The sequence below is a fragment of the Nibricoccus aquaticus genome, assembly GCF_002310495.1.
GTDB classification, from domain to species: Bacteria; Verrucomicrobiota; Verrucomicrobiia; order Opitutales; family Opitutaceae; genus Nibricoccus; species Nibricoccus aquaticus.
Map to the genome: position 1 here is coordinate 630,258 of NZ_CP023344.1, position 25,391 is coordinate 655,648.

A 25,391-nucleotide genomic window follows, 5' to 3' on the forward strand; every position below is an offset into this window, starting at 1 on the left:
AGCTCAGCGCTCTAGCATGAGCGCCAAGTGCCGCGAGATCGGCGGCACGGTCAGGCGCAACACACCGCCCGGATGCGAGATCGTCTGCGGCGCGGCAGGAATCCCCTTGAGCGAATCCCACCACGTGATTCGCCAAGTCCCGGCGGCCACGTCGTCAAGAATCAGCGTGGCATCCTTCACCGGCGCGGGAGTCTTCTCCGCAAAGACTCCGTCGTGTCTCCAAAGCCAGAGCGCGGCGAAATCATCCGTGCGTTTTCCCACTGCCGAGACCAGCGGTACGGTTAGGCCGAAATCGAGTGATCCAAACTCCACCCAGTCGAGACCGCCGGTATTTTCGATGACGATCTCGCGCTTGCCAGCGGTGATCGGCAAAGCGATTTCTCGCGGACGCTTCGCCGCTTTTTCCCCGGGCGGAAGCGCGAGCGTTTCCCAACGTTGCTCCGCGACGATCAAGCCATCGACGCTCACCCGCGCCGCCGCGCCCTTCACGCCGCCATCGGCCAACACGAGCCGGGCAGTGATATCGCGCGGCACTTCGATCCGAAACGTCACCTTCGGCGGAAACCCATCCGCGACACTGTCCGGGGCACCGACGATGAAATGTGGCAGTTCCGCGACATCCGAAGTGTAGCGACCATCCGTCGGAATGTTGATCACCGCCGCCGGGCGACGCTGCCAGTGCTGCCCCGGCGTGAGTACGAGCGGCTGCCGACGCGCACTCTCGATCCTCGGTGAAAAACTCACGAGCGGGCCGCGCGGCTTCGCATTTATCGCGGCGACAAACCGCGCAACCGCCCCGAGTTCGCCGAGGCGTTTCGCCGCGATCAACTCGGCGCCCAGCCACGGCTGCGCCGCGTAGCGCGCATCGCCCATCAGCCCCGCCCAGACCGGCGGCACGATGAGCAGCCCGGATTTTTTCACGCGTTCAGACACACGCATGTGATCCTCGCCCACCTCCCCATAAAACACCGGCCGGTCCAGTTGAGCGGGCTTCACATCGAAACGCTGCGGCGACGCAATCATGTCGGGCGCATAGAGGTGCGGCTGGTAATAATCCATCGCCGCATAGATCGGGCTGTGCAGCTCCTCCGTGCTCGTCGTGATCAAGTGCCCATAGACATCGAGAGAGCGGATGTACGTCGCCATCTCGGAGTGCCACGCGGCGACAGCCGCGACGTCGTTGTCTTTGGACAGCGCGTCAACCCAGTGAACTTCATTAAAAAGTTCCCACGCCAGAATCGCCGGTGAGTAGCCCCAGCGGGCGACGATGTAGCGGTACTTGAGCTGCGTGATCCCGCGCGCGACTGGCGACGTGAAAAACTCGCCGGGCGTTTTCAGGAAACCGCCATTGGCGGCATTCCACGGATTCTGCGCCCAGTTGGGATTCGCGCCCGTCGTGTACTGGCCGTGGTGCTGGAGCACGAGCTGCACGTACACGCCGCGCTCTTCCGCGTGCTCGAGCAGCCGGTCCCACTCCGCCGCCACGCGCAGATCGAGAATGCCGGGAGGCGGCGACTTGCCCGCATTATCCGAAAGCCAGTCGAGATTAAGACCGCCCCAATGACACATCCACACCCGCGTCCAGTTGAGGCCGTGCTTTTGAAAATCAGCGAACGCCTTCCGATAAAAATCCAGCTGCCCGCCCGGTGCCCAGGCGAGATTGGCACCGACCGGCGCGTATTCACGTCCATCGGACAAGATAAAGTGCTGCTTGTCGGAAGGATCGATCCTCACCGAGGCCCGCATCTGAACATCTTTCACCTCCTGCCTCGCGTAGCCGAACGCATTAGTCCGCAGCTCTTGGACATTCCCCTCGATCCGCTCAGTCACTTTCCCAAGAGCGTATGCACCTCTTTCCTCCGCACGTACACGCACCGCAAATGTTGCATCGCCCGCGAAATAAACGGGCAACAGAAGCGTGCGGCTCGACGGCGTGATCACCTCGGCCCAGAGATCGCGGCTGAAGGGATTACGCGCATCCTCCGGCAGCGTGAATTGAAAGGTCACCGGCGCGGCGGCCGCCAGCGAACGTGAAGCGAGCCCGGCGAGAGCGGCAGTGAGGATCAGCAGGACGAAAGACAGGCGGCGCGGCACGGAGGACATGACTCGGTTAATCCATTAGAAGTTCAAGTATAGGCCGGGTAGCGACGCAGTCCGACGATGAGAACGCACGCGCCATGTGGGCAAAAAAAAGACAAGGCGACCCCTCAGTCGCCTTGTCTTCATGCAAGCGTCCGTACCCGCGGACTGCCTGCGATCTACCGATAACACCCCCGCGACGCGCTCAAACGAGGAGGGAAGCGCGCCGCGTTGGTAATTTAAGCAAACGATCAGAAGGAGAACGTATTGGTGATCTGCCAAGTCATACCTTCCTGAATGCGTTGAGCTGCCGGGGAACCGTCAGGCTGAACACTGATCGGGGTCAGTCCCACATCTTCGCCAACATTCCGAATGTTACCCTGGATGCGCCATTTGATCTTAGGGCTGAGCTGACGCTCGTAACCAATCCAAAGATCGGCGTGCGCTTCAGAGTCTCCGTAGATCGGCTGGTTCACATCTAGTTTAACGTTGTTGGGATCGGTTGGCGTAGGAGCCTTGGTCAGGCGGTAGCCAAGGATGGCACCATCCTGCCAGCGATAACCACCACCGACATTCACGCCCTTCAGGAAGCTGCGGCTGAAGTTGTAATTCGTGACCACATTGAATGCCCATGGACGAACTTCAGATGCGGACTGACCATCCTGCTCAAGCTGGAAGATGTAAGCAGCATAGACGTTGTTATTGTAGTTATTCCGGAATGTTCCGGTGGTGTCACCGGCCCACCACGTGCGGAGATCGCCCGCAGGACCAGCCAGGCGCTGATGCGTGCTTTCGATGAATGTCGACAAGGCTTTGCTCAGATTCGTACGGCTGGCCGTCGTCTTCGATGCATTGAAGGTCACGTTCCAGTTGTTGGTGGGACGAGCGGTGAGTTCGAGTTCATAGCCCTCGGAAACGTTGTCGATGGTGCCGACGGGATACATGCCGCGGATCTTACCTGCACCCGCTGCTTGAACGCCGCCTGGACCGCTGGAAGGGCTCCAGCCACCGCCAATGTAACTCGAATAGGGAGCGCTCCAATTACCGGAGGCCGCTGATGACTTTAGGTTAGCGACGTTCACATTGATACCATAGGCATCGTAGAACGACTGAGGCTGCATGCTATTGATCCACGCGAGTGATGCCGCGATTTCAGCAGCATCGATCGATGCACCGGCAGGGTCACGTGGCATCGCACCATAGGCCGTGTTCGCGCCGCCATTGCTCACGGGTTGATTTGCCCAATCCCAATACCATGCGCCGCCAGAGGTATCGTTACCGGTCAAACCAATCATGTTGGCCGTGGCAGAAGCCGCACCCCACGCTTCTGCGAGATAGAGCCAGTAGGTATTGCTGCCCAAGGTCGAAACCTGGGGATCACCCGAGAGATTGGCATCCTTAACCGTGGTCTCGTATTTGACGACCTTCAGCGACACACGGTTATCAAGTGTGCTCAAGACGACGCCGTACTCTTCGGTTTCACCACGAGCATTATCAATACGGTTACCTTGGTAATCAACGCGGTTTTCGGCACGGAAGTTTTCCGATTTGTTATAGGTGAGACTGATGTCGGAGTCCCATGGCAGGTTTTTTTTGATGAACTTGGGCGTATGGACAACCACACCCCAACTGCGGCTTGTACCTTCGCTCACATCAGATGGGGCTGTGAGGATCTCATAATTCATCGATGCCACGCCAGTAACCGAGTTGGCTGGCGCGTTCGCGCTGTAAGACTTAACTTTGTCTGTGCGATAGCCGTAGGTTGGGACAACCATTCCATCCCAGAGATAGCCCTGCCACGTAAAGCCTTTGGAATCGATTACAGTCTTCAGCTTGGTGCCGTCTGTGTAGAGCTGATTGATGTCACCATTGTCTGCATTCAGAATATTTACGGCAGTATTGGTCCAACCGACATAGTTGGCTGGATTCTCAGACTCATAGGACTCAGGTGGGTTAGCCAAATTCGTGTAGAAGGGATTTCTCCACGGTGTGGCTGGATTCACATATCCTGGATCGGCTGGATTAGTGGGACGCTTCCAATGAGAATCGTAGTACTTAACGATGGTCTGCCCGCTGGGCGATTGGCGTGCGTTGATGTTGCTTATGCCCGCACCGGCCGCTGAAGAGCGACCGCTCAGATTATCGCTCAGGTAAGAAATCCAATCAACTTGGCGGAAGCCCTGGGAGATGTTCGCGGTTTCATTATTCATCAATGCCCAGTTGGCATCCGTAGCGTAACGCAGAAAATTGCGAGATTCAGCATTTTTGGTATCACGAGAACCAACGACATTAAAGACATGCCGGCCAAGAAGATCGCTCAGCCAGGATTTCTCCATGTAATCAGAAGCGCGGACTTCGGCGAATCCTGTGAGGCGGAAATTTTCGCGCTCAGAGAAACTCTCATTGTTACCATAGTGGCCAGAACTTCCGACATAAGCACGACCTACGTTTGGATTCGGAATAGACATCCCATAGGCTGCAGGGCCGTCGATTAGATTGAGATTATTATCAATCGAGATGAACGGCGTGTCGGACAAATTCATGGCCTGCTTGCTATCGTAGGACTGCTTGTCCCAAACGGCCTGAAAGCCCAGACGCCCATTGAAGAAAGTCTGTGACACATCCAAATTGTAGGATGTCCAACCCTCTTTTTCGTACTTGTTAGGACCGTCGATCAAGTAGTTGTAGAAATCAAAGATCGAGGTATCGGTAAGGCTCTTATCCTTGTAATAATTTTTTTGAGCACCGGGATACGGATTGGTCAAGCCGAGGGCGTTCGCCCGTATTTCGGCATTTTTCGTATAAGTGTTATATCCGTTGATGCTCACTTGATGAGCAAAGGGAAATCCATCTATACCGCCATCAATGCTGCCGGTATTGCTGAGCGCCCAGCGCGTGCTCATGTTGGATTGTTGCACCAAAAACGGAGCCCCAGAGTTGGCGTTGTACCAGAATACTGGATCAGCGCTGCCTAAACGGGCCATGGTCGCATTCATCCAAGGATTCCAAACCGCAGCGCCACCGATCCATCCCATGTTCGCATTGCCGTTTGCTCCATTTGTTAGAGCAGTTGATTGAAACTGCCACGCATCGTAAGCCTGACGATTGATCGCGGGCTGAGTCGGATCCAATGGATTTGAAGAAGACGTCGCGAAATACGGCGTGATCTGATCGATCGGCGCCATTGTGCGAGGGCGGTTAGCATCCACCTTTCCTTTTTCAAAATTGGCTTTGATGGAGGTGTGCGCCGAATCACCGAAGAGCTTAGGGTCGAACCGGACTACGCCAAAGATGCGCCTGTCGTGATTGTACGCAGGATCTTGGCGGTACTTCGTGTCGTCATCAAGCGCTGCGACTCGGATCGCCAGCTGATCTTTCACCAATACATGTCCGACATCCAAAGAGTAACGGACGCTGCCGAAACTACCGATACGGTTTTCGACCTTCCCCTCGTTCTTCCGCATATTGGGAGTGATCGTCTGCGTGTTCACGATACCAGCAGGACTACCCACGCCGAAGAGAATCGAGTTCGGGCCGCGCTGCATATCGACTCGATCAACGATGTAAGAATCCCACGGGATATCAGTTTGGAAATAGTCACGGGTGTTGTCAGCCGAGTCCAAACCGCGAACACGCGTGTTTTGATTCGGTTTCAATAGAGCCGAGTTTTCTTTAAGGCCGTTGCCTCCGCCCAGACCGCCGAAGTTACCTTGGATGCCGCCCACTTCCGTGTTGGTGGTAAAGACCAGCAGGCTTTGTTGATTGGTCGCTCCAGTATCCTGAAGAAACTTGGACGTAACGACACTGATGGAAGATGCAATGTCGCGGAGATCCGTCCGCACTCGGGTACCGGCAAGCGTGCTGCTTGCTTTGTAGGAGTCTTTGTCCTCCGCAGCTTCAACAGTGAACGGAGACAAGATGATCGTCTCTTCTTCAACAGCAGGGGTATCGGTAGAGGCGGCTGGAGCCGCCGGAGCAGTCTGCGCCGCAAGGTATGGCGAGAATGCAAGGCATAGCGCAGAAGTGACGCTCAAAGCGCCAGCCCGCGCGACGGGGCGTTTCATAGGGATGTTTGGGTTAGGGGGTGTGAGATCAGATCCCGGGGAGGATCATGCCACTCCGCAGACAGAGTCAGGACGTGGCAGTGTGGCGAATATAACGTCGGCACATGACAATGTGAATGAGTTCACTTGCACCGCAATTAAGATTGGTTGCCGTACTCAAATCATAGAGCTGAAACCGTCTCGCTCAGCGCGTTTACGAGGGGAAAATCTCACGCCGCGTGAAAAAAGCAAAGCCGCTGCAAACTTAGTTCCCACTCTTCGTCTGAACTTTCTTGCGGTAACTTCCCGGGGCTTCGCCGGTGATGCGCTTGAAGACGACGCACATGTACTCCACATGCTCGAAGCCGGTGAGCTCGGCGATCTTCTTCAGAGGGAAATCGGTCTCGAAGAGCAGCTGACGGATTTTCGCTACCTGTACGCGGCGGATCTCCGCCTGCGGTGAACGACCCAAGTGTCGGCGGAATTTTTTCTCCAGCTGGCTGCGAGATGCGTACGCATGTTTGAGCACTTCCTCGACGCTGATGCCGTGGCAGGCGTGTTCGCGAATGTAGCTGAGCGCAGCGGCCACGTTCTTGTCGTCAATCGCGAGGATGTCGCTCGATTGGCGCGTCACGACGCCGAGCGGCTCGATGCGACGATCCATCACGACGTCCTTCTTCCCTCCGCTCATGAGCAACGCGAGCGTTTCGGCCGCATGATAACCGGACTGAAACGCATTCGGCGCGACACTGGAGAGCGGCGGGTAAGCGAGCTCGCAGCGGATAGTGTCGTTGTTAGCGCCGATGACGGAGATCTCTTCAGGTACAAGCAGTCCTGCGGTCTGCGCGGCGGCGATGACTTGAAGCGCGCGCATATCAACGCAGGCCATGATCCCGGCGGGCTTGGGAAGCCGGCGAAGCCAGGCAGCGAGCGCAGTGGTCTGCTTCGCATCCCAGAACGGTGTGAGATCTCCCGGGTATTCGACATCGAATACTTCACAGCCATGTCCACCGAGACGAAGCGCTTCCACAAAACCGTCGCGGCGTTCGCAGGCCCAGGCATCGGTAGAGAAACCGCAGAAACCGAAGTTTCGGAAGCCGCGCTCCATGAAATGCTCGGCGCCCTGATGGCCGATACCGGTGTTGTCCGGGCGGATTTTCGGGACGCCGGGGTTGAGCGGCGTGTCGTTGAGATCAACGAGCGGGATCTTCAGCTCGGCACAACTTTGCAAGAGCGCGGGCGTAGTGTGGCGGCTGATGACGCCGTGCCATTTTTTGCTGCGCAGCCACTGCGGATCATGCTCCGCGCGGGCCTCATCATCGAGGAAGGCTGCCCAGGGGCGGTGCGATCGTTCGTACTGCGCGATGCCCTTGAGCATCGCGGTGCTTTCTTCGAAGCGCGTGAGGAAAACGAGCAGGACTTGGGGTTTCATGCCGGGTACGCGCGCAAGTTGCGCGGCGGTTCACGGGCAGGCAACCGGCAATCAGTGGCGAGCGTCAGACCTTGCCGCGACGCGCCTCGAGCTGGATGCGGATGTCCGCCATGCGCTCCTGCGAGAGCGGGAATCTGGCCAGCGCAATCATCGCGATCACCAGACCGATGATGGGAATCGCCGCCAGCAACACACGAATAGTGAGCAGAGTACTTGCGCTCTGAATCGCGACGTTGGAGTCGAAGCCGACCCATTCCAGGATGAAAAAGGAAACGGCTGCACCGATCGCCATGCCGACTTTATTGATCCATGACCCGCACGCGACAAACGAGCCCTCGCGACGGCGGCCGTTTTCGAGTTCGTCATAGTCCATGACGTCAGCGCCGATCGATCCTGAGATCATCCAAAAACCCGCGCCGGTAAATGCGATCAATCCTGAGGCAAACACCTGGAGCCAGACGATGTGCGGGGTGTACAACCACCACGTCGCGACAAAGATGAGGACCGCAGTGCCCAGCACAGCCATCATCGCATGGCGCTTCCCGAGCTGACGAGCGATGAACGCAAACACGGGAATGCCGAGAAACCCGAAGGCCATTCCGGACACGCCCATCCAGAAATTCCAAAGATTTCCGACGGATTTATTACCTGCGCACACATAATAAATCGTCACTGCGAGACCGAGCGTGCCGACCATACTTAGCCCGATGTTGTAGGCCAGCTGCATCGAAAGCTGGATACGGAAGGGCGCGCATTTGAGCGTCTGCCAGAGCGTTTCCTTGATGGAAATTTTCTCCTGCTTGGCGGCTACGAGCTTTCCATAATACCGTTCGCGCACGAGCAAGACGGAGAGCAAACCGGCGGCAATCATGATAAGACCGCAGATCGAAAGATAAACCTGCGCGCCGATCAGCATGTTGGGCGAAGCGCCATCCGGCGAAGTACGCCAGGCCGCGGTGGTCGTGAAGAGCTGTTTGACGCGATCAAACACGTTGCTGCTGTCCGCGCCTACCCAGACTGCCATGGAAAAAAACTGACCGAAGAAAAACAGGCCCAGCTCAGGGATTTTTTGCACCGCATTTTTGAATGCGAAGACCTTCGTACGTTCGTGATAATCCGGCGTGAGTTCGTTACCGAGACTCTGGAACGGCATGTTGAAGCAGCTCACGATCGGCAGGTAGACCGCCGAAGAAACGATCATGAACCAGAAGCCGGTGCTTGGACTCCAGCTTGGATCGATCGCTACCAAAAACGGCAGGCCAACGCCCGCCAGGAGACTGCCCACAAGCATGTATGGCCGACGGCGCCCCATTCGCGTGCGCGTGTTATCCGAGAGCCAGCCAAACAACACATCCGAGAATGCGTCGAAGATGCGGTTCAGCAGAATAGCCACGCCGATTTGCCACTGTGGGACGTGCAGGTAGAGACCGAAAATCTGGAATGCGATGGTCGGGTAAAGCCAGTGCCCCCACATGTCGAAAAACGTACCCAAGCCGTAACCGAGTTTTTGCGAGAGCGGGACTTTGTCAGCGGAGGCGATGACGTAGTCTTGGTTGAGTTTGCGATTCGAGGAGCCGAGGAACTTGAACATGGGGCAAAGCGGGCTGGAGGGATAAAGGCCGAAGGGGCGAAGGACGGACCGGTCAGTACGTGTCGGCCAGCGAATGGTGGGCGAGTGTTTTTTTCAGGCGGGCGAGCGTGACGGGTTTATCGAACGTCACCGTCACGCGTTTCGACTCGTTGGGATAGAGTTCGAAGAAGTTATCCGTCGCATGAAAATCGACGCCCGCGAAGTCGAACGCGAAGCGGTGCTGGAAGACCGGCGACTTGAACGTGAGTTCGGCGCTTTTCGGCGAGGTTATTTTGATCACTGCGGCGGTTTTCTTCGCCTTGGGCAGCGCGAGGAAACGCGGCGGTGTGAGGAAGGCGGTGTCTTCGCTGACGGTCTTGCCGCTAACTTCGAGAGCGAAGCGGACGTAGAGGGAATCGCGGCTGTGTTTCTCCAGCAGCGTTTCGAGATCGAGAGTCTGCTGTTTCGCACTTTCGCCGGGCGTGAGCGCGACGGTTTTCTTGCCCTGAAGTAGGCTGCGACCGTCAAGGTGAAACACGTTCCAGCGGAGCACGCCGGTCACGGCGACGGGCGCATCGTACGATGTGTGTAGGTGAACTTCACGGACGGTGCTCGTGCGGTAGTTGCCGATGATCGCGCCTTCGTCGCCGGGGATGTGCGCGCTGACGAGGGCGGGAGCGAAGAAGCGACGAGAGAGATACTGGAGTGCTTTCCAGCGGCCGGTGAACTCGATCGAGCTCCACGAAGCGACCGGCCAGCAGTCGTTAAGCTGCCAATACAGCGCACCCATGCACCGCGGCATGAGGCGGCGGTAGTGTTCGACGCCGGTCTGCATGCAGTAGGCCTGGTTGAGCTGCGAGAGGTAGATCAGCTCGTCCTGGCCCTTTGGGAAGCGGTAGCGGCGAGAAACGTAATCGAGGATGATCTGGTTTCCGGCGCGGTTCTTCTGGTGATTCTCCATGACCGGACCGAAGACGTTATTGTCGTCGGGCGGGCAGAAGGTGGCGTTGGTCGCGGGCGAGCTGTAGCTCTGCATGCCGAATTCGGAAACGAAGCGGAAACTCCACTTCTCGTAATCCTTCACAGCGTGGCGCGCGTGCCAGACATCCCAGTAATGCGTGTCGCCGCGGATCTCGCCAGACGGGTGATCGGCAGCGGTGTCACCACGCCACGGAGACGCGGGCCAGTAGGGCGTGGCGCCGTCGTGATCGGCGACGATGGGCGGGAGCGCTTCGTGGAAAACGCGGTCGTAAGCGCGGCGATAGGCGGCGAACTCGGGCTTCACTAGGTCGTGGCAGTTGATGGCCCAGACCTCGTTGTTACCGCACCAGAGCGCGAGCGAGGCGCGGTGGCGGAGACGTTTGATATTGGAAACGGCTTCAGCTTCGACACTCGCGACGAAGGTGTCGTCGCCGGGATACATCGTGCAGCCGAACATGAAGTCCTGCCAGACGAGCAGGCCGAGTTCGTCGCAGAGATCGTAAAAATCCTCGCTCTCGTAAATGCCGCCGCCCCACACGCGGACCATGTTCATGTTGGCGGCGACAGCGGCGCGGAGATCGCGCGCGTAGCGTTCGCGGTCGAGCGTGGTGACGAAGGTATGTGCGGGAATCCAGTTCGCGCCTTTGGCGAAGATCGCGCGGCCGTTGACGAGAAACTGGAAGGATTCGCCCCACTGATCTTTGTGACGGTCGAGCGCGATGGTGCGCAGGCCGATGCGTTTTTGCCAGTGGCCGATCGGCGAGCCGTCGGCGGCGGCGACGGTTACTTCGAGGCGGTAAAGCGGTTGTTCGCCCTGCCCTGACGGCCACCAGAGCTGCGGATTCTTTACCACGATGACTGTTCCGGTGCCGCTGGCGACGGTGACTTCACCGAGGGCGAGCTTCCAGCGCGTCGTTGCCTTCGTATCGGCGCGGGTGAGTTCGGGCGCGAGCGCAAGAGTAACAGAGCCGTCGGTAGCGTGGGTCTGTGAAACGCGGACGCTTTCGAGACGGTTGGCGCTCCAGGCTTCGAGGCGGATGTCGCGCCAGATGCCGGCGGTGACGAAGCGCGGGCCCCAGTCCCAGCCGAACTGGCATTGTTGTTTGCGGATGCGGGTGCAGCCGCCGACGGGGTCATTGATCTCACGCGGCGCGTGGTCGGTGCGATGAGAACGGATGTATGCCATCGCGCTGCCGAAGCGGACGACGAGTTCGTTTTTGCCAACGCGCAGGAGCGATTTCACATCCCAGCGGAAGCTGATGAACATGTTTTCCGTGCGGGCGATTTCTTCGCCGTTAAGCGTGACGGTGGCAACGGTGTCGAGGCCGTCGGCGATCAGCTCTACGGTTTCCTCTGCGAGCAGAGCGGCGGAAACAGTGAACGTGGTTTTATATTCCCAGTCGCGCTCCTCGATCCATTGAAGGCCGGTTTCGTTAACGCCCCAGAACGGATCGGGAATTTTTCCCGCAGCGAGCAGGTCGGTGTGGACGCAGCCAGGGACGGAGGCCGTCAGCCAGCTTTTGGTCGAGCAATCGCGGAAACGCCACGCAGCGGTGGCAAGCGAGAGGCTTTGCATGGAAAGGGTGAAAACGGCGTGAGTGAAACGGTGCGGCAGGGACTGGGGTTGGGCCGCATAGACCGGGCCGACATCCTAGGCGAAGGGAGTCCTGGTGTTAATGAGATCCTTTGTCCGGCACTTGAGAGGCAGCCTGTGCGGCCACGGCGTGTTCCGCCCACAATCATCGGCTTGTCAGAGCGGCACCATCGTGGAATTCCCCATGATTCCCTCCCTTGCGCTCTCCCATCAGAGCTGCCACTCAGCTGGCCGCATGAAAATCATCAAGGTCGAATTTGATCGCAGCTCGCCCGACCTCGCCTCGTGCCCGCAATCCCTCCGCCCCGACTTCGCCTTCATCGGCCGATCCAACGTCGGCAAATCATCCCTCATCAACGCCCTCACGCGTAAGAAAGATCTCGCAAAAGTCTCCGACCTCCCCGGCAAGACCAAGCTCCTCAATTTCTTCGTCATCAATAACGCCTGGCACCTCGTCGATCTCCCCGGCTACGGCTTCGCAAAAGTCACCAAGGACCAGCGCGCCGACTTCAACGAATCCGTCGCCGACTACCTCGATAACCGCGAAAACCTCCTCTGCGTTTTCGTCCTCATCGACTCGAATCTCCCGCCCCAGCGAATCGACCTCCAGTTCCTCGAATGGCTTGGCAGCACCGGCACGCCTTTCGTCCTCGTCTTCACCAAAGCCGACAAACAGTCCGCCGTAAAAGCCCAGGCCAACATCGAGCTATTCAAAAAAGAGATCACCCCGTGGTGGCCCGACGAACTCCCCGGCATCATCGTCACGTCCTCAAAAACCGGAGACGGCCGCAACGACATCCTCGCCGTCATCGCCGAGACCCTGAAATCTAAAAACTACCGCACCGGCGGCTGACCCTCCAAGGTGGAGCCTGACGTCCCCGCGCGCTTCCAATTCCGCTGTAGGCGGGGTGCCCTCACCCCGCGACTCCCTCAATCCCGCGTTGCGCCCAAAACGCCACCGGGTCATTGGTCATTGCGAGCTGGCCCCGCCGCCCCGCTCACTTCGTCCCAATCGGCACCAGATCCACCGGCGGACCTCCGCGCGGAGCAGGCAGGAACGACATCGACTGGTCGCCGATCTTCGTCGACCGGCTCACCGCGCCCACGGACACGCTCGCCTTGGTTTCTATCTTAGCACCGAAGTCCGTGACTCCTTTGCCGCGAGAACCCGAGACCGTAAATCCCTGCTTGATGGCCACACCCGTGCCTTTGACTGTCGCATCGATCTTCGGCCCCACGAACACCGAGTAACCGCCCTTCTTGTCCACGCCGATCTCCCCCGAGATCTGCAACCCTGGCAGCACCGAGACGCCCGCCTCCAGCGACAAGCCTTCGCAAGTCGCCTCCACGCCCAGATCGAAGGGTAACACTTCACCCGCTCCCAAGCTGTTTACACTGATCCCCACGCTCTGGTTCCCATCGCAGTTGCCCATCCCCTGCTCCTCCTTCGAGCCCGGCCCGCTAGTTGGCTCCATTTCCAGAAACGGCACCGCGCCCATGCGCGCATGCCGGTCTACGCGATGGATCACCATGAGAAATGCCGCCGTCCGTTCTGCTTCAATACTGCCCCGGATATATTCCCGCCATTTCGCATCGCCCACTTCGCCCCCCAGCGCCGTCACCAGCAAGTGCCACTCCGCGAAACGATCACGGACTGCTTTATCGAGTTTCTGGATGAGCCCGCGCGACTGCCCCAACGCCGCATCGTATGCCGGACGCATGGCTTCGCCGATCTCGCGTGGGCCGGCGTTAGGATTACTTTTATACAGCGCTTTGATGGCTGCATCCGCGCGATCATCCCGCTCCTTCTTGATAGCGTCCCACGCCTTTTTGATCTCTCGATCCACATCAAACATCCGCTGGTTCAACGCTCGCAGTTTCGGATCACGATAATCCATCGCGCGCACCAGCGTTTCCATCCGGTAGCCCCAAGTCTCGTCCAGACTCGTGTCGGTGTGCACGTACTTCCGCGGCTTGATCGCATTTCGCTTCTGCAGGATCGCCGTGTGGTTCTTTTCCTCCGACTCATCCAACTCTTCGAATTTCTTCACGAGCCCGTTCGCCTGCTTCGCATTCGCCGCGTACGGCACATTCGGCAGCACACCCACCTTGCCCTTCCCCAGATCCAACCAGCTGCGCACATCGATCGCGACAATATCGTTCTCACGCTCCTCATCTTCGGTGAACGCATCCGGCTCCGGCTTCTTCGCATCCACATCCGCAGCTACCGCCACCTTCGCCCGCCCACGCCATACGCCTAGAAGAAAATTCTTCCGAGGGTCTTTGTCCTCATGCGCATCGAGCAGCGACAACAGCTTCGGCGCTTCCGACAACAACGGCTGCCGGTCCCGCACCGTCTCCAGTTTCTTCCGCGCCTCTGCCTGCTCGCCTAGTCGCAGCAGCGCGTATCCCCGCGTGTACTCCAGCACATCCTCCGAGCTCAGCCCCATGGGTGGCGTGATCACCGCCCCGCGTTTCGCCAGCTCGTCCAAAATCGCCAGCGCCTCGTTCGCGTAGCCCAGCATCGCCAGAGCGCCCGCGAGATCGCTCAGCACATCCGCGTTCTTCGGATCGGCCTCATGAGCATACACCAGATAACAAAACGCCGCGTCCGGATTCCCTGCCGCCGCCTCACGCAACGCCAGACCGCGGTAAGCCGCCACATCGTCCGCCTCCGGCACCTTCGCCCGCGCCGCCTTCACGGCCTTCGGATCGACCGCCCCGGACAGCGCCTTCGCCTTCGCGATCGCCTTCTCAAAATTCGTCGCCTTCCGCGGCACGCTGCCGATCAGGTTCTCGTTCTCGCTCTCAAAGTCCTCCCACTCTTCCGCCACCTCCACATTGCGAAAATCCCCCGCCGTCCGCACGCGCTCCACCTGAGCCGCGATCTCGGCCTCTGATGTCGGCGGCGTTGCCACAGTCGTTCCCGACGCCGCGTCCTCCGCCTTTAACGCTCCTCCCGACGCCAGACCGGCAAACCCACCCACCAGCACGACCGCGAGGCAAAGGCGCATGTTCATCGCCGCGAAATCCATCCGCGCCCCCCGCCCTTGGCCAGTCCGATCTCCCGGTCCCGTCCGCCCCCTACTTCAACCCATCACTCAAAACAACCGCGCGCGCCGCACTCCCCGGAGCCATCTCACCCCCCAAAGCGCATACACGCTCCACGCCAGGCCCAAAAGCCCCGGCAACACCAACGGTTTCAAAAACGTGATCCAATCAAACGACATATCCCCACCTTCTCACACTTGCCCCGCCAAATCCATTCGCCGTTCGGCTACCGCCCAACGAGAAGGGCCGCTTTTGACGGCGGCCCTCGTTACTAATTTTTAACGCCCTAAAAACTCACTCCTTCACCTGCTCGATCGAAGCCACCTTCCCATCCTTAAACACCACCCGGGCAACTTCTTCCACCCGGTCGCGATAAACATCGGCCCGCACCGGCTCGTAGAAAACCCGGTACGCCTTGATCCGCTGATCGTAGTAAACCGACCGGCGGTACCCCGCGAAAGCCGAGCCCTGATACTCCTGATAATAGCTGTTATAGATCCACACAGTCTCGCTCCCCGCACCCGTCGCACGCTCCACCACTTTGTCCGCCCGGCCCATCGCGATATACACCATGTCCTGCGTGTACCCGACATCGACCAACCCCTGCTGGATGCGCGACTGCGTCTCTGACGGCAGCGCGTTAAACACGGCGGACTTTTCTTCGATGCGACTCTGGACCGTGCTACAACCCGCCAGCACCAGGGCCGCGAGACAGACAAAAAGGGTAAGGGGAGTTTTCATGATAAAAGGTAGACGTCTCAACCAGCCCGGTGGTTCCCAGTCCAGATATCGTAACGTCACCCCCAGCTACGACCCACCCCAGCCCCCGGATGCAGCGCCAACCTCCCAACGCCCTCCAATTCCCCAAAAGCCCGATGTAACGTATTACGTTACATTCCCGCCTCCTCTGTGTTCCCGGTTTGTGCTTGGCGTCGCCAATGCATGCGCTCCCCATCCGCATTCTCCATGGCCCGAAGCGTCGTTCTCAAAGGCACCGTCCGCTGCCCCCGCTGCCAGCAAGCCCCCCGCTGGTGCATCTGCGCCGGCCTGCGCACCCTCGAAACGCCCCTCGCCATCGACATCCTCATGCACGCCGACGAGGTCGTGAAACCCACCTCCACCGGCCACCTCATCCAACGTACCATCCCCGCTTCCCGCCGCTTCGTCTGGCGCTACGACCGCCCCGTCGATCCCGCCACCGTCCGCCTACCCGGCCGCGAACTCTGGATTCTCCACCCCGCCGGCGATCCGCCCCCCGCCAACGCCGCCCCCGCCCGCATCCAGCTCCTCCTCCTCGACGGCTCCTGGGCCCAAGCCGGCGACATGTCCCGCGCCATCAACGGCTGGGGCCGCCGCGTCAGCCTCCCCATGTCCGGGAAAAGCCGATACCTGCTCCGCTCCCAGCAAAACATCCCCGGCCGCTTCAGCACCGTCGAAGCCCTCATGTTTCTCCTCCACTCCCTCGGCCTCCGGGAAACGCACGCCACGCTCCAACTCCAGTTCGAGCTCCACGTTTACGCCGGTCTCCGCGGTCGCGGCCGCCTCGCCGAAGCCGACGCCTACCTCGCCGACTCCCCCATCCGCGCCGCCTTCCCCGACCTCCTGGCCTCACTCGACCGCTCCCGCCCGCGACTTCGTCCTCCCGAAAATCCCCCCGACGAAAGTGGCACGTAATACGTGACACTTCCCTGAAATCCCACCCCCTGGCTCCCGCGCAACTCACACCTGGCGCACCTGCCGTCACCGCAGATTTCAGACAAAACTCCGCCAATCCATCGCCTTGAAATCCGGGTCCGCCTTCGCCTGCGCCCGCCACCCCGGCTCTCTCTTAAAAACTTTCGCCAGCCTCCGTTTCGCCCCCGCCTGATCGCCCAGCAGGCAATCGTAGCACGCCAGATTATACTCCACGAGCACCGTGGCCTTCTCGATCACCTCCGCGCCACGCAGCAAAATCTCCCGCGCCTCCTCGATCTTGCCGACCTCGCGCAACGCATACGCCCACGCGATCCATGGCCGCTCCACCGCCGGCGCCGCCTTCGCCACCAACGGCGCCAGCCGGATCACCTGCCGCCAGTCATCCTCCACCATCGCGAGCTCCACCAACACCGCCATCGCCTCCGGCTCGGCCCGTTCCTCCACCGAAAGCCGCGCCAGCTCCGCACGCGCCTCCCTCAACAAACTCAGCTCGATATAGCCGAGCGCGTAAGCGAGCCGTTTGCGCGGAGTGATCATCCCCAAAAACAAAACGCCCTCCCCGCCCCTCCGCAACGCCACGCTCCACCCTCCCCGCCCTTCATCGCACACTCCATCCGCGCTCCCACTCCACCCATCCTCCCAGGCCCGCCGGCCCGCCTGGAAAAAGTGTCACGTATTACGTGACACTTTCCCCTCCTTCCGCCGCCCCTTCTGCGACGTGATAAGGACCACGCCCGCGATGATCACTGCCGCCGACCACACCGTCCGCGCATCCACGTGCTCATCCAGAATCAGCCACCCGAGAAACACTGCCACCACCGGGTTCACATACGCATACGTCGAAGCCCGCGCCGGTGTCGTGTGCTTCATGAGCCACACGAACGTCGAAAATCCCACCAGCGATCCCACCAACACCAGATAACTAAACGCTCCCCACGACCGCGCGCTCACCCCCGTCAGGTGAAATCCCGCCCACTCTCCCGCCAGCAACGACACCACCCCAAGCCCCAGTCCTCCACCGATCATCTGCACCGCCGACGCCATAAACGGCGCCACCGGATTCCTCAGATGCTTCGCATAAATCGACCCGAACGGCCACAGCACGCACGCCCCCACCAGCGCCAGCAACCCGCCCACATGCACCGCATGTCCGCCCACCCCATTCTCCCAAGGCGCCGCCAGCCACGCAGCCCCGCCGAATCCCAGCGCCAGCCCCACGAACGTCAGCAGTGACGGCCGCTCCCCGCCCGGCCAACCCCACTCGATGAGCACGAAAAAAATCGGGCTGATCGCGATAATCAACGCCGCCACCCCCGACGGCACATAGTGCAACGACCACGCCACCAACCCGTTCCCGCCCACCAGCATCACCGCCCCCACCGAAAGATTTTCAACCCACTGCCGCCTCGTGGGCATCGCCGCACTCGTCGCCGCCAGCCACGCCAACAACAGAGCGCCCGCGATCCCGAAACGCCCCGCCCCCATCAAGAACGGCGGCATCGTCTCGATCGCCACATGCATCCCCAGATACGTGCTTCCCCAGACAAGATAGATCGCGGCAAACGCCGTCACCATCGCCGTCATCGACGGCTTTTGTTCAAGCGTGGCGCTCATAGTCCATATAACGCGCCGTCGTATCCGCCACTTCCTGACCGAGCAAGCGGCCAACAACATGCAGCGACAGATCGATCCCCGCAGCGATCCCCGCCGATGTGCAGACCTTCCCATTATCCGTGAACCGCACACCCGCTTCGATCACCGCCGTCGGCACCACCGCCCGCAGCTCCTCGAAACACGCGTGATGCGTCGTCGCCCGCAGCCCATCCAGCAGCCCTGCCTTCCCCAGCACCAGCGCACCCGTGCAAACGCTCATCACGATCTCCGCCCCGCGCGCCTGCTTGCGCACCCACTCCATCAGCAACGGACGATTCAACAACGCACGCGCCCCCTTCCCGCCCGGGATGACCAGCACCTGCGCCGCCGGACAATTCTCCAGCAAGAAATCCGGCACGATTTTCAACCCATTGCGCGCCCGGATCGTCGCCCGCTGCTCTGCTACCGTAAACACATGAAACGTTTCATGCGCCCGCAACTCGTCCGTCACCGCGAAAACCTCGAACGGTCCCGCGAAGTCGAGAATCTCAACATCGTCGAAGATCAAAATAGCCACGTGCTTTTTCATAGAGACGACTCTGTCACGAAAAGCTCCGCCCGGTTCGTCGATGTGAACAATGACACGCTCACAACTGCCCTTTCGCCAGCTCGCCCAATATCTTCAGCGCCGCTTCGACTGTCGGCGTCCATGGCAGCCCGCAATTCATGCGCAGGCAGTTCTTGTAACGATCCTTCACCGAAAACAGCGCGCCCGGCGCCGTGTTGATCCGCTGCTTCAGCGCATCGCCGTGCAGCCGCAACGTGTCCACGCGCGACGGCAGCTCCACCCACAACACGAACCCGCCCTGCGGACGGCTCAACCGCGTGCCCGTCGGGAAATACCTCAAGATCGCCTGCGAAAACAAATGCAGCTGGTTCTGGTACGCGCGCCGGATCGACCGCAGATGATGATCGTACCCGCCATCGCGCAGGAAGTCCGACACCGTCTTCTGCAACACCACCGGCGTCCCCAGCGTATTCGTAAACTTGAGTCGCTGCACGCGCTCCAGATAACGCCCCGGCGCCACCCAGCCCACGCGCAAACCCGGCGCGAGCGTCTTCCCAAACGACGAGCACAACAGCACGCGCCCATCGCGGTCCCACGCCTTCAGCGGCTTCGGCCTCCGCTCGCTGAAATGGAGATCGCCGTAGATGTCGTCCTCGATCGCAGGCACATCGTACTCCGCGAGCAACTCATAGAGCGCTTCCTTCTTCTCGTCGGGCATGCAGGTGCCCAGCGGATTCTGAAACGCCGGCATCACGAAAAGCGCCTTCACCTCATGCCGCTCCAGCGCATCGCGAAACGCCTCCAGACTCAGCCCATCGCGCGGATCAGTCGGGATCTCCACCACACGCAGATTCAAACTCTGGATGATCTCCAAAATCCCGAAGTACGCCGGCGTCTCCACCGCCACCGTATCGCCCGGCTTGGTCACCGCGCGCAGCGACAGATTCAACGCCTCCGAACAACCGATCGTCACCACAAGCTCATCATGCGCCAGCGAAGCCCCCGCGTGCAGATACCGCCGCGCGATCTCGCGCGTCAGCGGCTCGTACGCCCAGTTCATCGCGTACCGCCCCAGCGCCCCCGCATCGCTCCGCGCCGCCGAGCCGATGAACCGCGCCAGTTTCTTCACCGGAAAAAGCGACGCATCCGGACACGCCGCGCCAAACGGCACCAGCCCTGGCTCCGCCGAACGCATCACCACTTCCGCCGTGAGATCGTTCACGCCCACATAACTCGCCTTCGCCATCGGCCTCGCCATGCGCGGCTCCGGCGCATCCAGCGGCAACCGCGGCCGCACGTAGTATCCGGATTGCGGACGCGCCTCCAGATAACCGCGATTCTCTAAAACTGTGTACGCCTGCAACACCGTCGAGATACTCACATCGCGCTGCAGCGCCATACGCCGCACCGACGGCACCCGGTGCCCTGGCCGCAACGTCCCCTGCTCCACCAGCCCCTGCAACGAATCGGCAAGCGTCACATAAAGCGGAGCGGCGGATTTGGCAGCGGTGGCGATCATGGCAGGAAATGAAGGACGCTTTTATACCGGCAACTTCCTTCCGTGCGCAGATGCACCCGGCAATGATTGCCACCAGCACAGTTGGCGCGCCACCGACACTGTGACCATGACAATTTCCTCGTCTCACATCCCTCCCGCCTATCCGACGTCCATCTCAGAACCGCCCATCCAGACTGATCGCCGCATACGGAGCCGCTTCGCCGTTCAACGTATAGTTGCGGTCGAAGTACTCGAAGCGCCGGTCCGTCATCACGCCCGCCTCGACCGATACCGAGACCTTTTCCGTCACCGCCCATTTCGCACCCGCCCCGAGCCGGATCTCGCGATAAGAAACATACGTGTTCGCCAGCCGCGACACACCCGCCGCCGGCACGCCCAGATTTTCCGTGATGCGATAGCTCCCGCCCTGCACGCTCGCGCCCGCAAATACCGACAACCGCTTGTCCGCCTCCCACAACACACCCAGTCGCGGAAACCCAACGTTCAGCGTCCACTCCGGCGCGAACTTCCAGCGCACGCCCGCGATCGGCATGACCACTCTGTCCGAAAAACCATTCACCCCCACGCCGAAAATCCACACTAGATCCCGGCTCTGCACGAAATTCGCCATCGCGATCAGCGGCACGTTAAACGTGTCCGACGAAAAATCCTTCAGATCGCTATAAAAACCCGGCCGCACAAACGCCGACCCGCTCCACTGCTGCGAAAACCGGTGCGTCACCCCGAGATTCACCGTCAGCTCACCCAGCCGGTCCGGCAGCGGCAGTAGCCCGTCCGCCTCCAGCTGGTTGATGCTAAACGCCGCGCCATATGACAGCGCCGTGCCTTCACCCAGTGGCAGGCGCCCCGAGAAACTCCCTTCAGTGTGATGCACCGACACCTCGCCCACGGTCTGCCCGCGCTCCACATCCGCCGCTCCCGACCAAGAATACTCGAACGCATACGCCTCCGCCAGCGCCGGCCGGAATGTCGTGGACGCCGGCTGCGCGCCACCCGTGGCGAGCCCCAGCGAAATCATCGGCAAGGCGATTAAGGACACACGAAGACCGGAAAAAGTGGATGACATGGCGCGCATACCGGTGCGTGCCCCGCCCGCCTCTGCAAGCGTTCCCGCGAAATTCTCATCGGCTCCCCCTCCCTTCCCGTCACTAGCGTCATAGGTCAGGCACGACCACATCACCTCCGCTTCACGAAGCCAGCACAGCGCTTTCAGTTTCGCTACGAACCTGTGTTATCGGCTCCTTCTCCGAAAATCGTGGTATCCAACAACCGGTTAAAGTTCTCGTAAAACTCCCCCGCCGCTAGGGGATTGCCCCTCGACAAAACCGAGGCTCCCGACTTCCGTCGCACCACATTTTTTAGCGAAACCATCCTCCATGAACCTGTCCCGTATCTATCGGCAGCGGACTCTCTTGGCCACCGCCTTGGGATCGGTAGCCAGCCTTTCGAGCGGGTGTACCCCCGGCTCCGCAGCCACCGGCTGGAGCCTCGCCCTCGCCGGCATCGCCGCCGCCTCGGCCACCACCGCCTTTCTCGTCCACCGCTCCAGTAAGAAACTCCGGGCTCAACTCGAAAAACACGCCCGCGAGCTGGAGACCTCCGAAGAGCGCCACCGTCTCCTTCTCGCCCAGGCCAGCGACGCCATCCTCGTCGCCGATGCCGACACCGGCGTCATCATCGAAGCCAACCACTACGCCAGCGAACTCCTCGGCTGGAATGCCACCGAGCTTGTCGGCCATCGCCACACCACCGTTCACCAGAACAGCGAGCGCGAACTCGTCCGCCGCGCCTTCATCGAGCACGGCAAACGCGGCGGTATCGTGGATGAAGATACACACGTCCTCCACCGCTCCGGCGAACGCGTGCCTGTCAACGCCCGCTCCACCCTCATCACCGCCGGCTCGCGCCGTTACATGCAGGTCATCCTGCGCGATCTCCGTCCCCGTCTCCGCGCCGAAGAGGCCCTCCGCGGCTCCGAAGCCCGTCTGCGCGAGCTCTTTTCCAACGCCCCCGTCGCCATCATCGAGGAAGACTTCACCGAGCCCGCCCTCTGGCTCGAATCCCTCCGCGCTCAAAACCTCCCCGATCTTTCCGACTACCTTAAAAAACACCCCGACGAACTCGCCGCCCAGTTCTGCCGCATCCGCATCCTCAGCGCCAACCCCGCCGCTCTTCGCGTCGCCGGCACACCCGATCTCGACTCCTACCGCGCCCACCTCAGCGCCACCATCACGCCCTCCGTCCTCGACGCTTTCCGCCTCGAACTCGAAGCCATCTGGGCCGGCCGCACCGAGGTTATCTGCGAACTCACTTTCCGCCGCACCGACGGCTCACTCAACCACGGCGTCATGCACTGGAGCGTTCACACCGCCTCCGGCCGCCCCGACCTTTCCCGCGTCGTCGTCGCAGTCTCTGATCTCACGCCCCTCCGCACCGCCGAGGCCCGCCTCCGCGAAGTCGAGGACCGCTGGGAACTCGCCGTCCGCGGCCTCAACGCCGGCATCTTCGAGCAAAATTACCTCACCGGCGAAACCCACCTCTCTGATCGCTGGAAAGAAATCATCGGCTACCTCCCCGACGAATTTCCCTCCCACCGCGAAGCCTGGCAGGGTCGCGTCCACCCCGATGACCGCGACCGCGTCCTCGCCGCTCTCCATTCGCATCTGCGCCACGAGAAAGACTGCTACGACGTCGACTACCGCATCCGCTGCAAGGACGGCTCCTATAAATGGATCGAGGCCCGCGGCCGCGCCATCTTCGGCCCCGATGGGCAACCCCTCCGCCTCATCGGCGCCCACGCCGACATCAGCGACCGCAAGGCTGCCGAGGCCGCCCTCCGAGACGGCGAGGCCCGCTACCGCCGCCTCTTCGAGGAAAACCCCTGCCCCATGTGGGTGTATGACCTGGAAACGCTCCGCTTCCTCGCCGTCAACCCCGCCGCCGTAAAGCATTATGGATACACCGAGGCCGAGTTCCTCGCGATGACCATCTTCGAGATCCGCCCGCCCGACGAAGTCGAGCGCCTCCGCAAAGCCCTCTCCGAGTGGCGGGGTGGCCAGGCCCTCCCCGGCCTTTGGCTCCACCGCCGCAAGGACGGCAGCCTCATGCTCATGAACGTCACCACTCACGCGCACGAGTTCGCCGGCCGCCCCGCCGTACTCACGCTCGTGGAGGACGTCACCGAACGCCAGGAAGCCGACCAGCGCCTCCGCACGAGCGAAGCCCGCTACCGCGTCCTCTTCGAACAATCCCCCGTCGCCATCATCGAGCAGGATTACAGCGAAGTCGGCGTCTGGCTCGAAGGCCTCCGCACCGCCGGCGTCCCTGACCTCGCCACCTACCTCGACCAGCATCCCGACGAACTCGCCCGGATGCTCACCTCCGTGAAGATCGTGGACACCAACCGCGAAACCCTCCGCATGGTGCGCGCCTCCTCCAAGGAAGAACTCTCCGCTAACATCCACCGCGTCTTCACGCCCGACGCCTACGCCGCACGCAAACAAACCTTCCTCGCCCTCTTTGCCGGCAAATCCGAGGTCGAGGGCGAGGTCACTCTCCTCCGCCTCGACGGTTCCCCCCGCCGCGTCTTTTACCGCTGGTGGATGCCCCCGCTCGAACAAGGCGACACCATCTCCCACACCCAGATCGTCCTCGTCGACCTCACCGATATTCGCACCGCCGAGGCTGAACTCGCCGCCGAGCGCGAACGCCTCCGCGTCACCCTCCGCGCCATGGCGGAAGGCCTCCTCACGACCGATACCGAAGGCGTCGTCCAGTTCATGAACGAGGCCGCCGAACGCATGACGGGCTGGACCGCCGGCTCCGCCATCGGCCGCCACGTCGATGAGATCAGCCGCCTCCGCCACGAGAAAAACCTCACCCACGCCTCCCTCCCGCTCCAGCGCGCCATCGCCGAACACCGCGTCATCGAGTTCCCACTACAGACTGTCCTCACCGGCCGCAACGGCCTCACCTGCCAGGTCGACGGCCGCTGCGCTCCCATGCATGACCTCTCCGGCCGCGCCATCGGCGCCGTCGCCGTCTTCCGCGATGTCACCGAGCGCTCCCGCCTCGAAGCCGAGCTCCTCCGCTCCTCGAAGCTCGAATCCATCGGCATCCTCGCCGGCGGCATCGCCCACGATTTCAACAACATCCTCACCGTCGTCATGGGCAACGTCACCCTCGCCATGCTCGACTCCACCGTGAACGACGCCGTGGGCCGCTGGCTCGAGGAAGCCGAGCGCGGCGTCCTCCGCGCCCGCGACCTCACCCAGCAACTCCTCACGTTCGCCAAAGGCGGCGACCCCGTGCGCAAAACCGTCCGCCTCCCCGAGGTCGTCCGCGAAGCCGCCGAGTTCGGCCTCCACGGCTCGAAGGTCCGCTGCGAATTCGCCATCTCCGAAAACCTCTGGGCCGCCGACGTGGACAAGGGCCAGATCGGCCAGGTCGTCCAGAACCTCGTCATCAACGCCGTCCAGGCCATGCCCGAGGGCGGCGTCGTTCGCGTTTCCATCGCCAACGAAAAGACCGGCCAGCGCGGCGCGCCCGGCCTACTCGCCGATGGCAGCTACCTGCGCCTCTCCATCGCCGACGCCGGCATGGGCATCCGCGCCGATCACCTCGCCCGCATCTTCGATCCCTACTTCACGACCAAGCAGTCCGGCAGCGGCCTCGGCCTCGCCACTGTTTACTCGATCATCCGCAAACATCAGGGCCACGTCGAAGTGGAGTCCGAGCTCGGCAAAGGCACCACCTTCCACATCTGGCTTCCCGCCGCCCCCGAGGCCCACCCCGTCCCGTCGGAAACCGCCAGCCCCATCGTCCCCATGTCCGGCCGCCTCCTCTTCATGGACGACGAGGCCACCATCTGCCTCATGGCAAAAACGCTTCTCACCCGTCTCGGCTTTGTGGTGACGACCACGCCCGACGGCGCCGCCGCCGTAGCCGCCTACAAGGAAGCCAAAGCCTCCGGCGATCCCTTCCGCCTCGTCATCATGGACCTCACCGTCCCCGGCGGCATGGGCGGACTCGAAGCCATGCACGAACTCCTCGCCATCGATCCTCAAGTCACCGCCATCGTCTCCAGCGGCTATTCGAGCGACCCGGTCATGGCCAACTACCGCAAGCACGGCTTCCGCGGCATGGTCCCCAAGCCCTACAAAATCACCGACCTCGCCCGCGCCATCCGCACCGTCCTCGATCAAAAATAATCTCCGTGGTAGGGACAATGCTCCGCATTGTCCGCAGCGGCACCGCCCGCGTCCGC

At 61.2% G+C, this 25,391-nt stretch carries 15 protein-coding genes; 3 read left to right on the forward strand and 12 right to left on the reverse strand.

All coding sequences use genetic code 11. The annotated features are described in order from the left end of the window. Positions 1-3: 3 nt before the first annotated feature. From CMV30_RS02705 to CMV30_RS02725, 5 genes are all read right to left on the reverse strand, one after another. Entirely contained in the window at positions 4-2,103 is a 2,100-nt protein-coding gene (locus tag CMV30_RS02705) for a glycoside hydrolase 5 family protein (RefSeq protein ID WP_096054595.1), read from the reverse strand. 227 nt (positions 2,104-2,330) lie between these two features. Beyond that, complete coding sequence (locus CMV30_RS02710) at positions 2,331-6,143, reverse strand: TonB-dependent receptor plug domain-containing protein (RefSeq protein WP_096054596.1); 3,813 nt, start codon at positions 6,141-6,143, stop codon at positions 2,331-2,333. 244 nt (positions 6,144-6,387) lie between these two features. Continuing rightward, a complete protein-coding gene (locus CMV30_RS02715) occupies positions 6,388-7,554 on the reverse strand; it encodes a XylR family transcriptional regulator (RefSeq protein ID WP_096054597.1) in 1,167 nt (388 codons plus the stop codon). 64 nt (positions 7,555-7,618) lie between these two features. Then, positions 7,619-9,145: an MFS transporter gene (locus CMV30_RS02720; RefSeq protein WP_096054598.1), complete on the reverse strand. Its 1,527-nt coding sequence runs from the start codon at positions 9,143-9,145 to the stop codon at positions 7,619-7,621. Between the two features lie 52 nt (positions 9,146-9,197). Further along, entirely contained in the window at positions 9,198-11,681 is a 2,484-nt protein-coding gene (locus CMV30_RS02725; protein WP_096054599.1) for a beta-mannosidase, read from the reverse strand. Between the two features lie 253 nt (positions 11,682-11,934). On the opposite strand from CMV30_RS02725, the gene yihA reads away from it, so the two are divergent. Beyond that, complete coding sequence (gene yihA / locus CMV30_RS02730; RefSeq protein WP_096057579.1) at positions 11,935-12,552, forward strand: ribosome biogenesis GTP-binding protein YihA/YsxC; 618 nt, start codon at positions 11,935-11,937, stop codon at positions 12,550-12,552. A 145-nt stretch (positions 12,553-12,697) separates the two neighbouring features. Here the strand turns inward: yihA and CMV30_RS02735 are convergent, their stop codons facing one another. Together CMV30_RS02735 and CMV30_RS02740 are read right to left on the reverse strand one after the other, a co-directional pair. Next, positions 12,698-14,719, reverse strand: a complete 2,022-nt coding sequence (locus CMV30_RS02735; protein WP_138223080.1) for a tetratricopeptide repeat protein — start codon at positions 14,717-14,719, stop codon at positions 12,698-12,700. 325 nt (positions 14,720-15,044) lie between these two features. After that, the gene (locus tag CMV30_RS02740; RefSeq protein WP_096054601.1) at positions 15,045-15,491 is read right to left on the reverse strand and encodes a hypothetical protein; all 447 of its coding nucleotides are present in this window, start codon (positions 15,489-15,491) and stop codon (positions 15,045-15,047) included. Positions 15,492-15,716: 225 nt separating this feature from the next. Here CMV30_RS02740 and CMV30_RS02745 point away from each other — a divergent pair, with 225 nt between their 5' ends. Further along, positions 15,717-16,424: a tRNA-uridine aminocarboxypropyltransferase gene (locus tag CMV30_RS02745; RefSeq protein ID WP_096054602.1), complete on the forward strand. Its 708-nt coding sequence runs from the start codon at positions 15,717-15,719 to the stop codon at positions 16,422-16,424. Between the two features lie 78 nt (positions 16,425-16,502). Here CMV30_RS02745 and CMV30_RS19220 read toward each other — a convergent pair whose 3' ends face one another. The 5 genes from CMV30_RS19220 to CMV30_RS02775 all read right to left on the reverse strand — a co-directional run bounded on the left by CMV30_RS19220 (position 16,503) and on the right by CMV30_RS02775 (position 21,164). After that, entirely contained in the window at positions 16,503-16,982 is a 480-nt protein-coding gene (locus CMV30_RS19220) for a TPR end-of-group domain-containing protein (RefSeq protein WP_175414707.1), read from the reverse strand. 132 nt (positions 16,983-17,114) lie between these two features. Then, positions 17,115-18,059 (reverse strand): EamA family transporter, encoded by a 945-nt coding sequence (locus CMV30_RS02760; RefSeq protein WP_175414708.1) that lies wholly within the window; start codon positions 18,057-18,059, stop codon positions 17,115-17,117. Further along, the gene (locus CMV30_RS02765) at positions 18,043-18,627 is read right to left on the reverse strand and encodes a DJ-1/PfpI family protein (protein WP_096054606.1); all 585 of its coding nucleotides are present in this window, start codon (positions 18,625-18,627) and stop codon (positions 18,043-18,045) included. The genes CMV30_RS02760 and CMV30_RS02765 overlap by 17 nt, the downstream gene beginning before the upstream one ends. Positions 18,628-18,685: 58 nt before the next feature. Further along, on the reverse strand, positions 18,686-20,125 hold the full coding sequence (locus tag CMV30_RS02770) for an aminotransferase-like domain-containing protein (RefSeq protein ID WP_096054607.1): 1,440 nt from the start codon (positions 20,123-20,125) through the stop codon (positions 18,686-18,688). A gap of 154 nt (positions 20,126-20,279) precedes the next feature. Continuing rightward, positions 20,280-21,164, reverse strand: coding sequence for a DUF6268 family outer membrane beta-barrel protein (locus CMV30_RS02775; RefSeq protein WP_138223083.1), 885 nt, complete (start codon positions 21,162-21,164; stop codon positions 20,280-20,282). A 337-nt stretch (positions 21,165-21,501) separates the two neighbouring features. Between CMV30_RS02775 and CMV30_RS02780 the strand changes: the two genes are divergently transcribed. After that, entirely contained in the window at positions 21,502-25,335 is a 3,834-nt protein-coding gene (locus tag CMV30_RS02780; RefSeq protein ID WP_096054609.1) for a PAS domain S-box protein, read from the forward strand. Positions 25,336-25,391 lie beyond the last annotated feature (56 nt).

Coding starts and splice junctions, on each gene's coding strand:
- CMV30_RS02705 (WP_096054595.1), bottom strand. CDS start 2,103: ATGTCCTCCGTGCCGCGCCGCCTGTCTTTCGTCCTGCTGATCCTCACT.
- CMV30_RS02710 (WP_096054596.1), bottom strand. CDS start 6,143: ATGAAACGCCCCGTCGCGCGGGCTGGCGCTTTGAGCGTCACTTCTGCG.
- CMV30_RS02715 (WP_096054597.1), bottom strand. CDS start 7,554: ATGAAACCCCAAGTCCTGCTCGTTTTCCTCACGCGCTTCGAAGAAAGC.
- CMV30_RS02720 (WP_096054598.1), bottom strand. CDS start 9,145: ATGTTCAAGTTCCTCGGCTCCTCGAATCGCAAACTCAACCAAGACTAC.
- CMV30_RS02725 (WP_096054599.1), bottom strand. CDS start 11,681: ATGCAAAGCCTCTCGCTTGCCACCGCTGCGTGGCGTTTCCGCGATTGC.
- yihA (WP_096057579.1), top strand. CDS start 11,935: ATGAAAATCATCAAGGTCGAATTTGATCGCAGCTCGCCCGACCTCGCC.
- CMV30_RS02735 (WP_138223080.1), bottom strand. CDS start 14,719: ATGAACATGCGCCTTTGCCTCGCGGTCGTGCTGGTGGGTGGGTTTGCC.
- CMV30_RS02740 (WP_096054601.1), bottom strand. CDS start 15,491: ATGAAAACTCCCCTTACCCTTTTTGTCTGTCTCGCGGCCCTGGTGCTG.
- CMV30_RS02745 (WP_096054602.1), top strand. CDS start 15,717: ATGGCCCGAAGCGTCGTTCTCAAAGGCACCGTCCGCTGCCCCCGCTGC.
- CMV30_RS19220 (WP_175414707.1), bottom strand. CDS start 16,982: ATGATCACTCCGCGCAAACGGCTCGCTTACGCGCTCGGCTATATCGAG.
- CMV30_RS02760 (WP_175414708.1), bottom strand. CDS start 18,059: ATGAGCGCCACGCTTGAACAAAAGCCGTCGATGACGGCGATGGTGACG.
- CMV30_RS02765 (WP_096054606.1), bottom strand. CDS start 18,627: ATGAAAAAGCACGTGGCTATTTTGATCTTCGACGATGTTGAGATTCTC.
- CMV30_RS02770 (WP_096054607.1), bottom strand. CDS start 20,125: ATGATCGCCACCGCTGCCAAATCCGCCGCTCCGCTTTATGTGACGCTT.
- CMV30_RS02780 (WP_096054609.1), top strand. CDS start 21,502: ATGAACCTGTCCCGTATCTATCGGCAGCGGACTCTCTTGGCCACCGCC.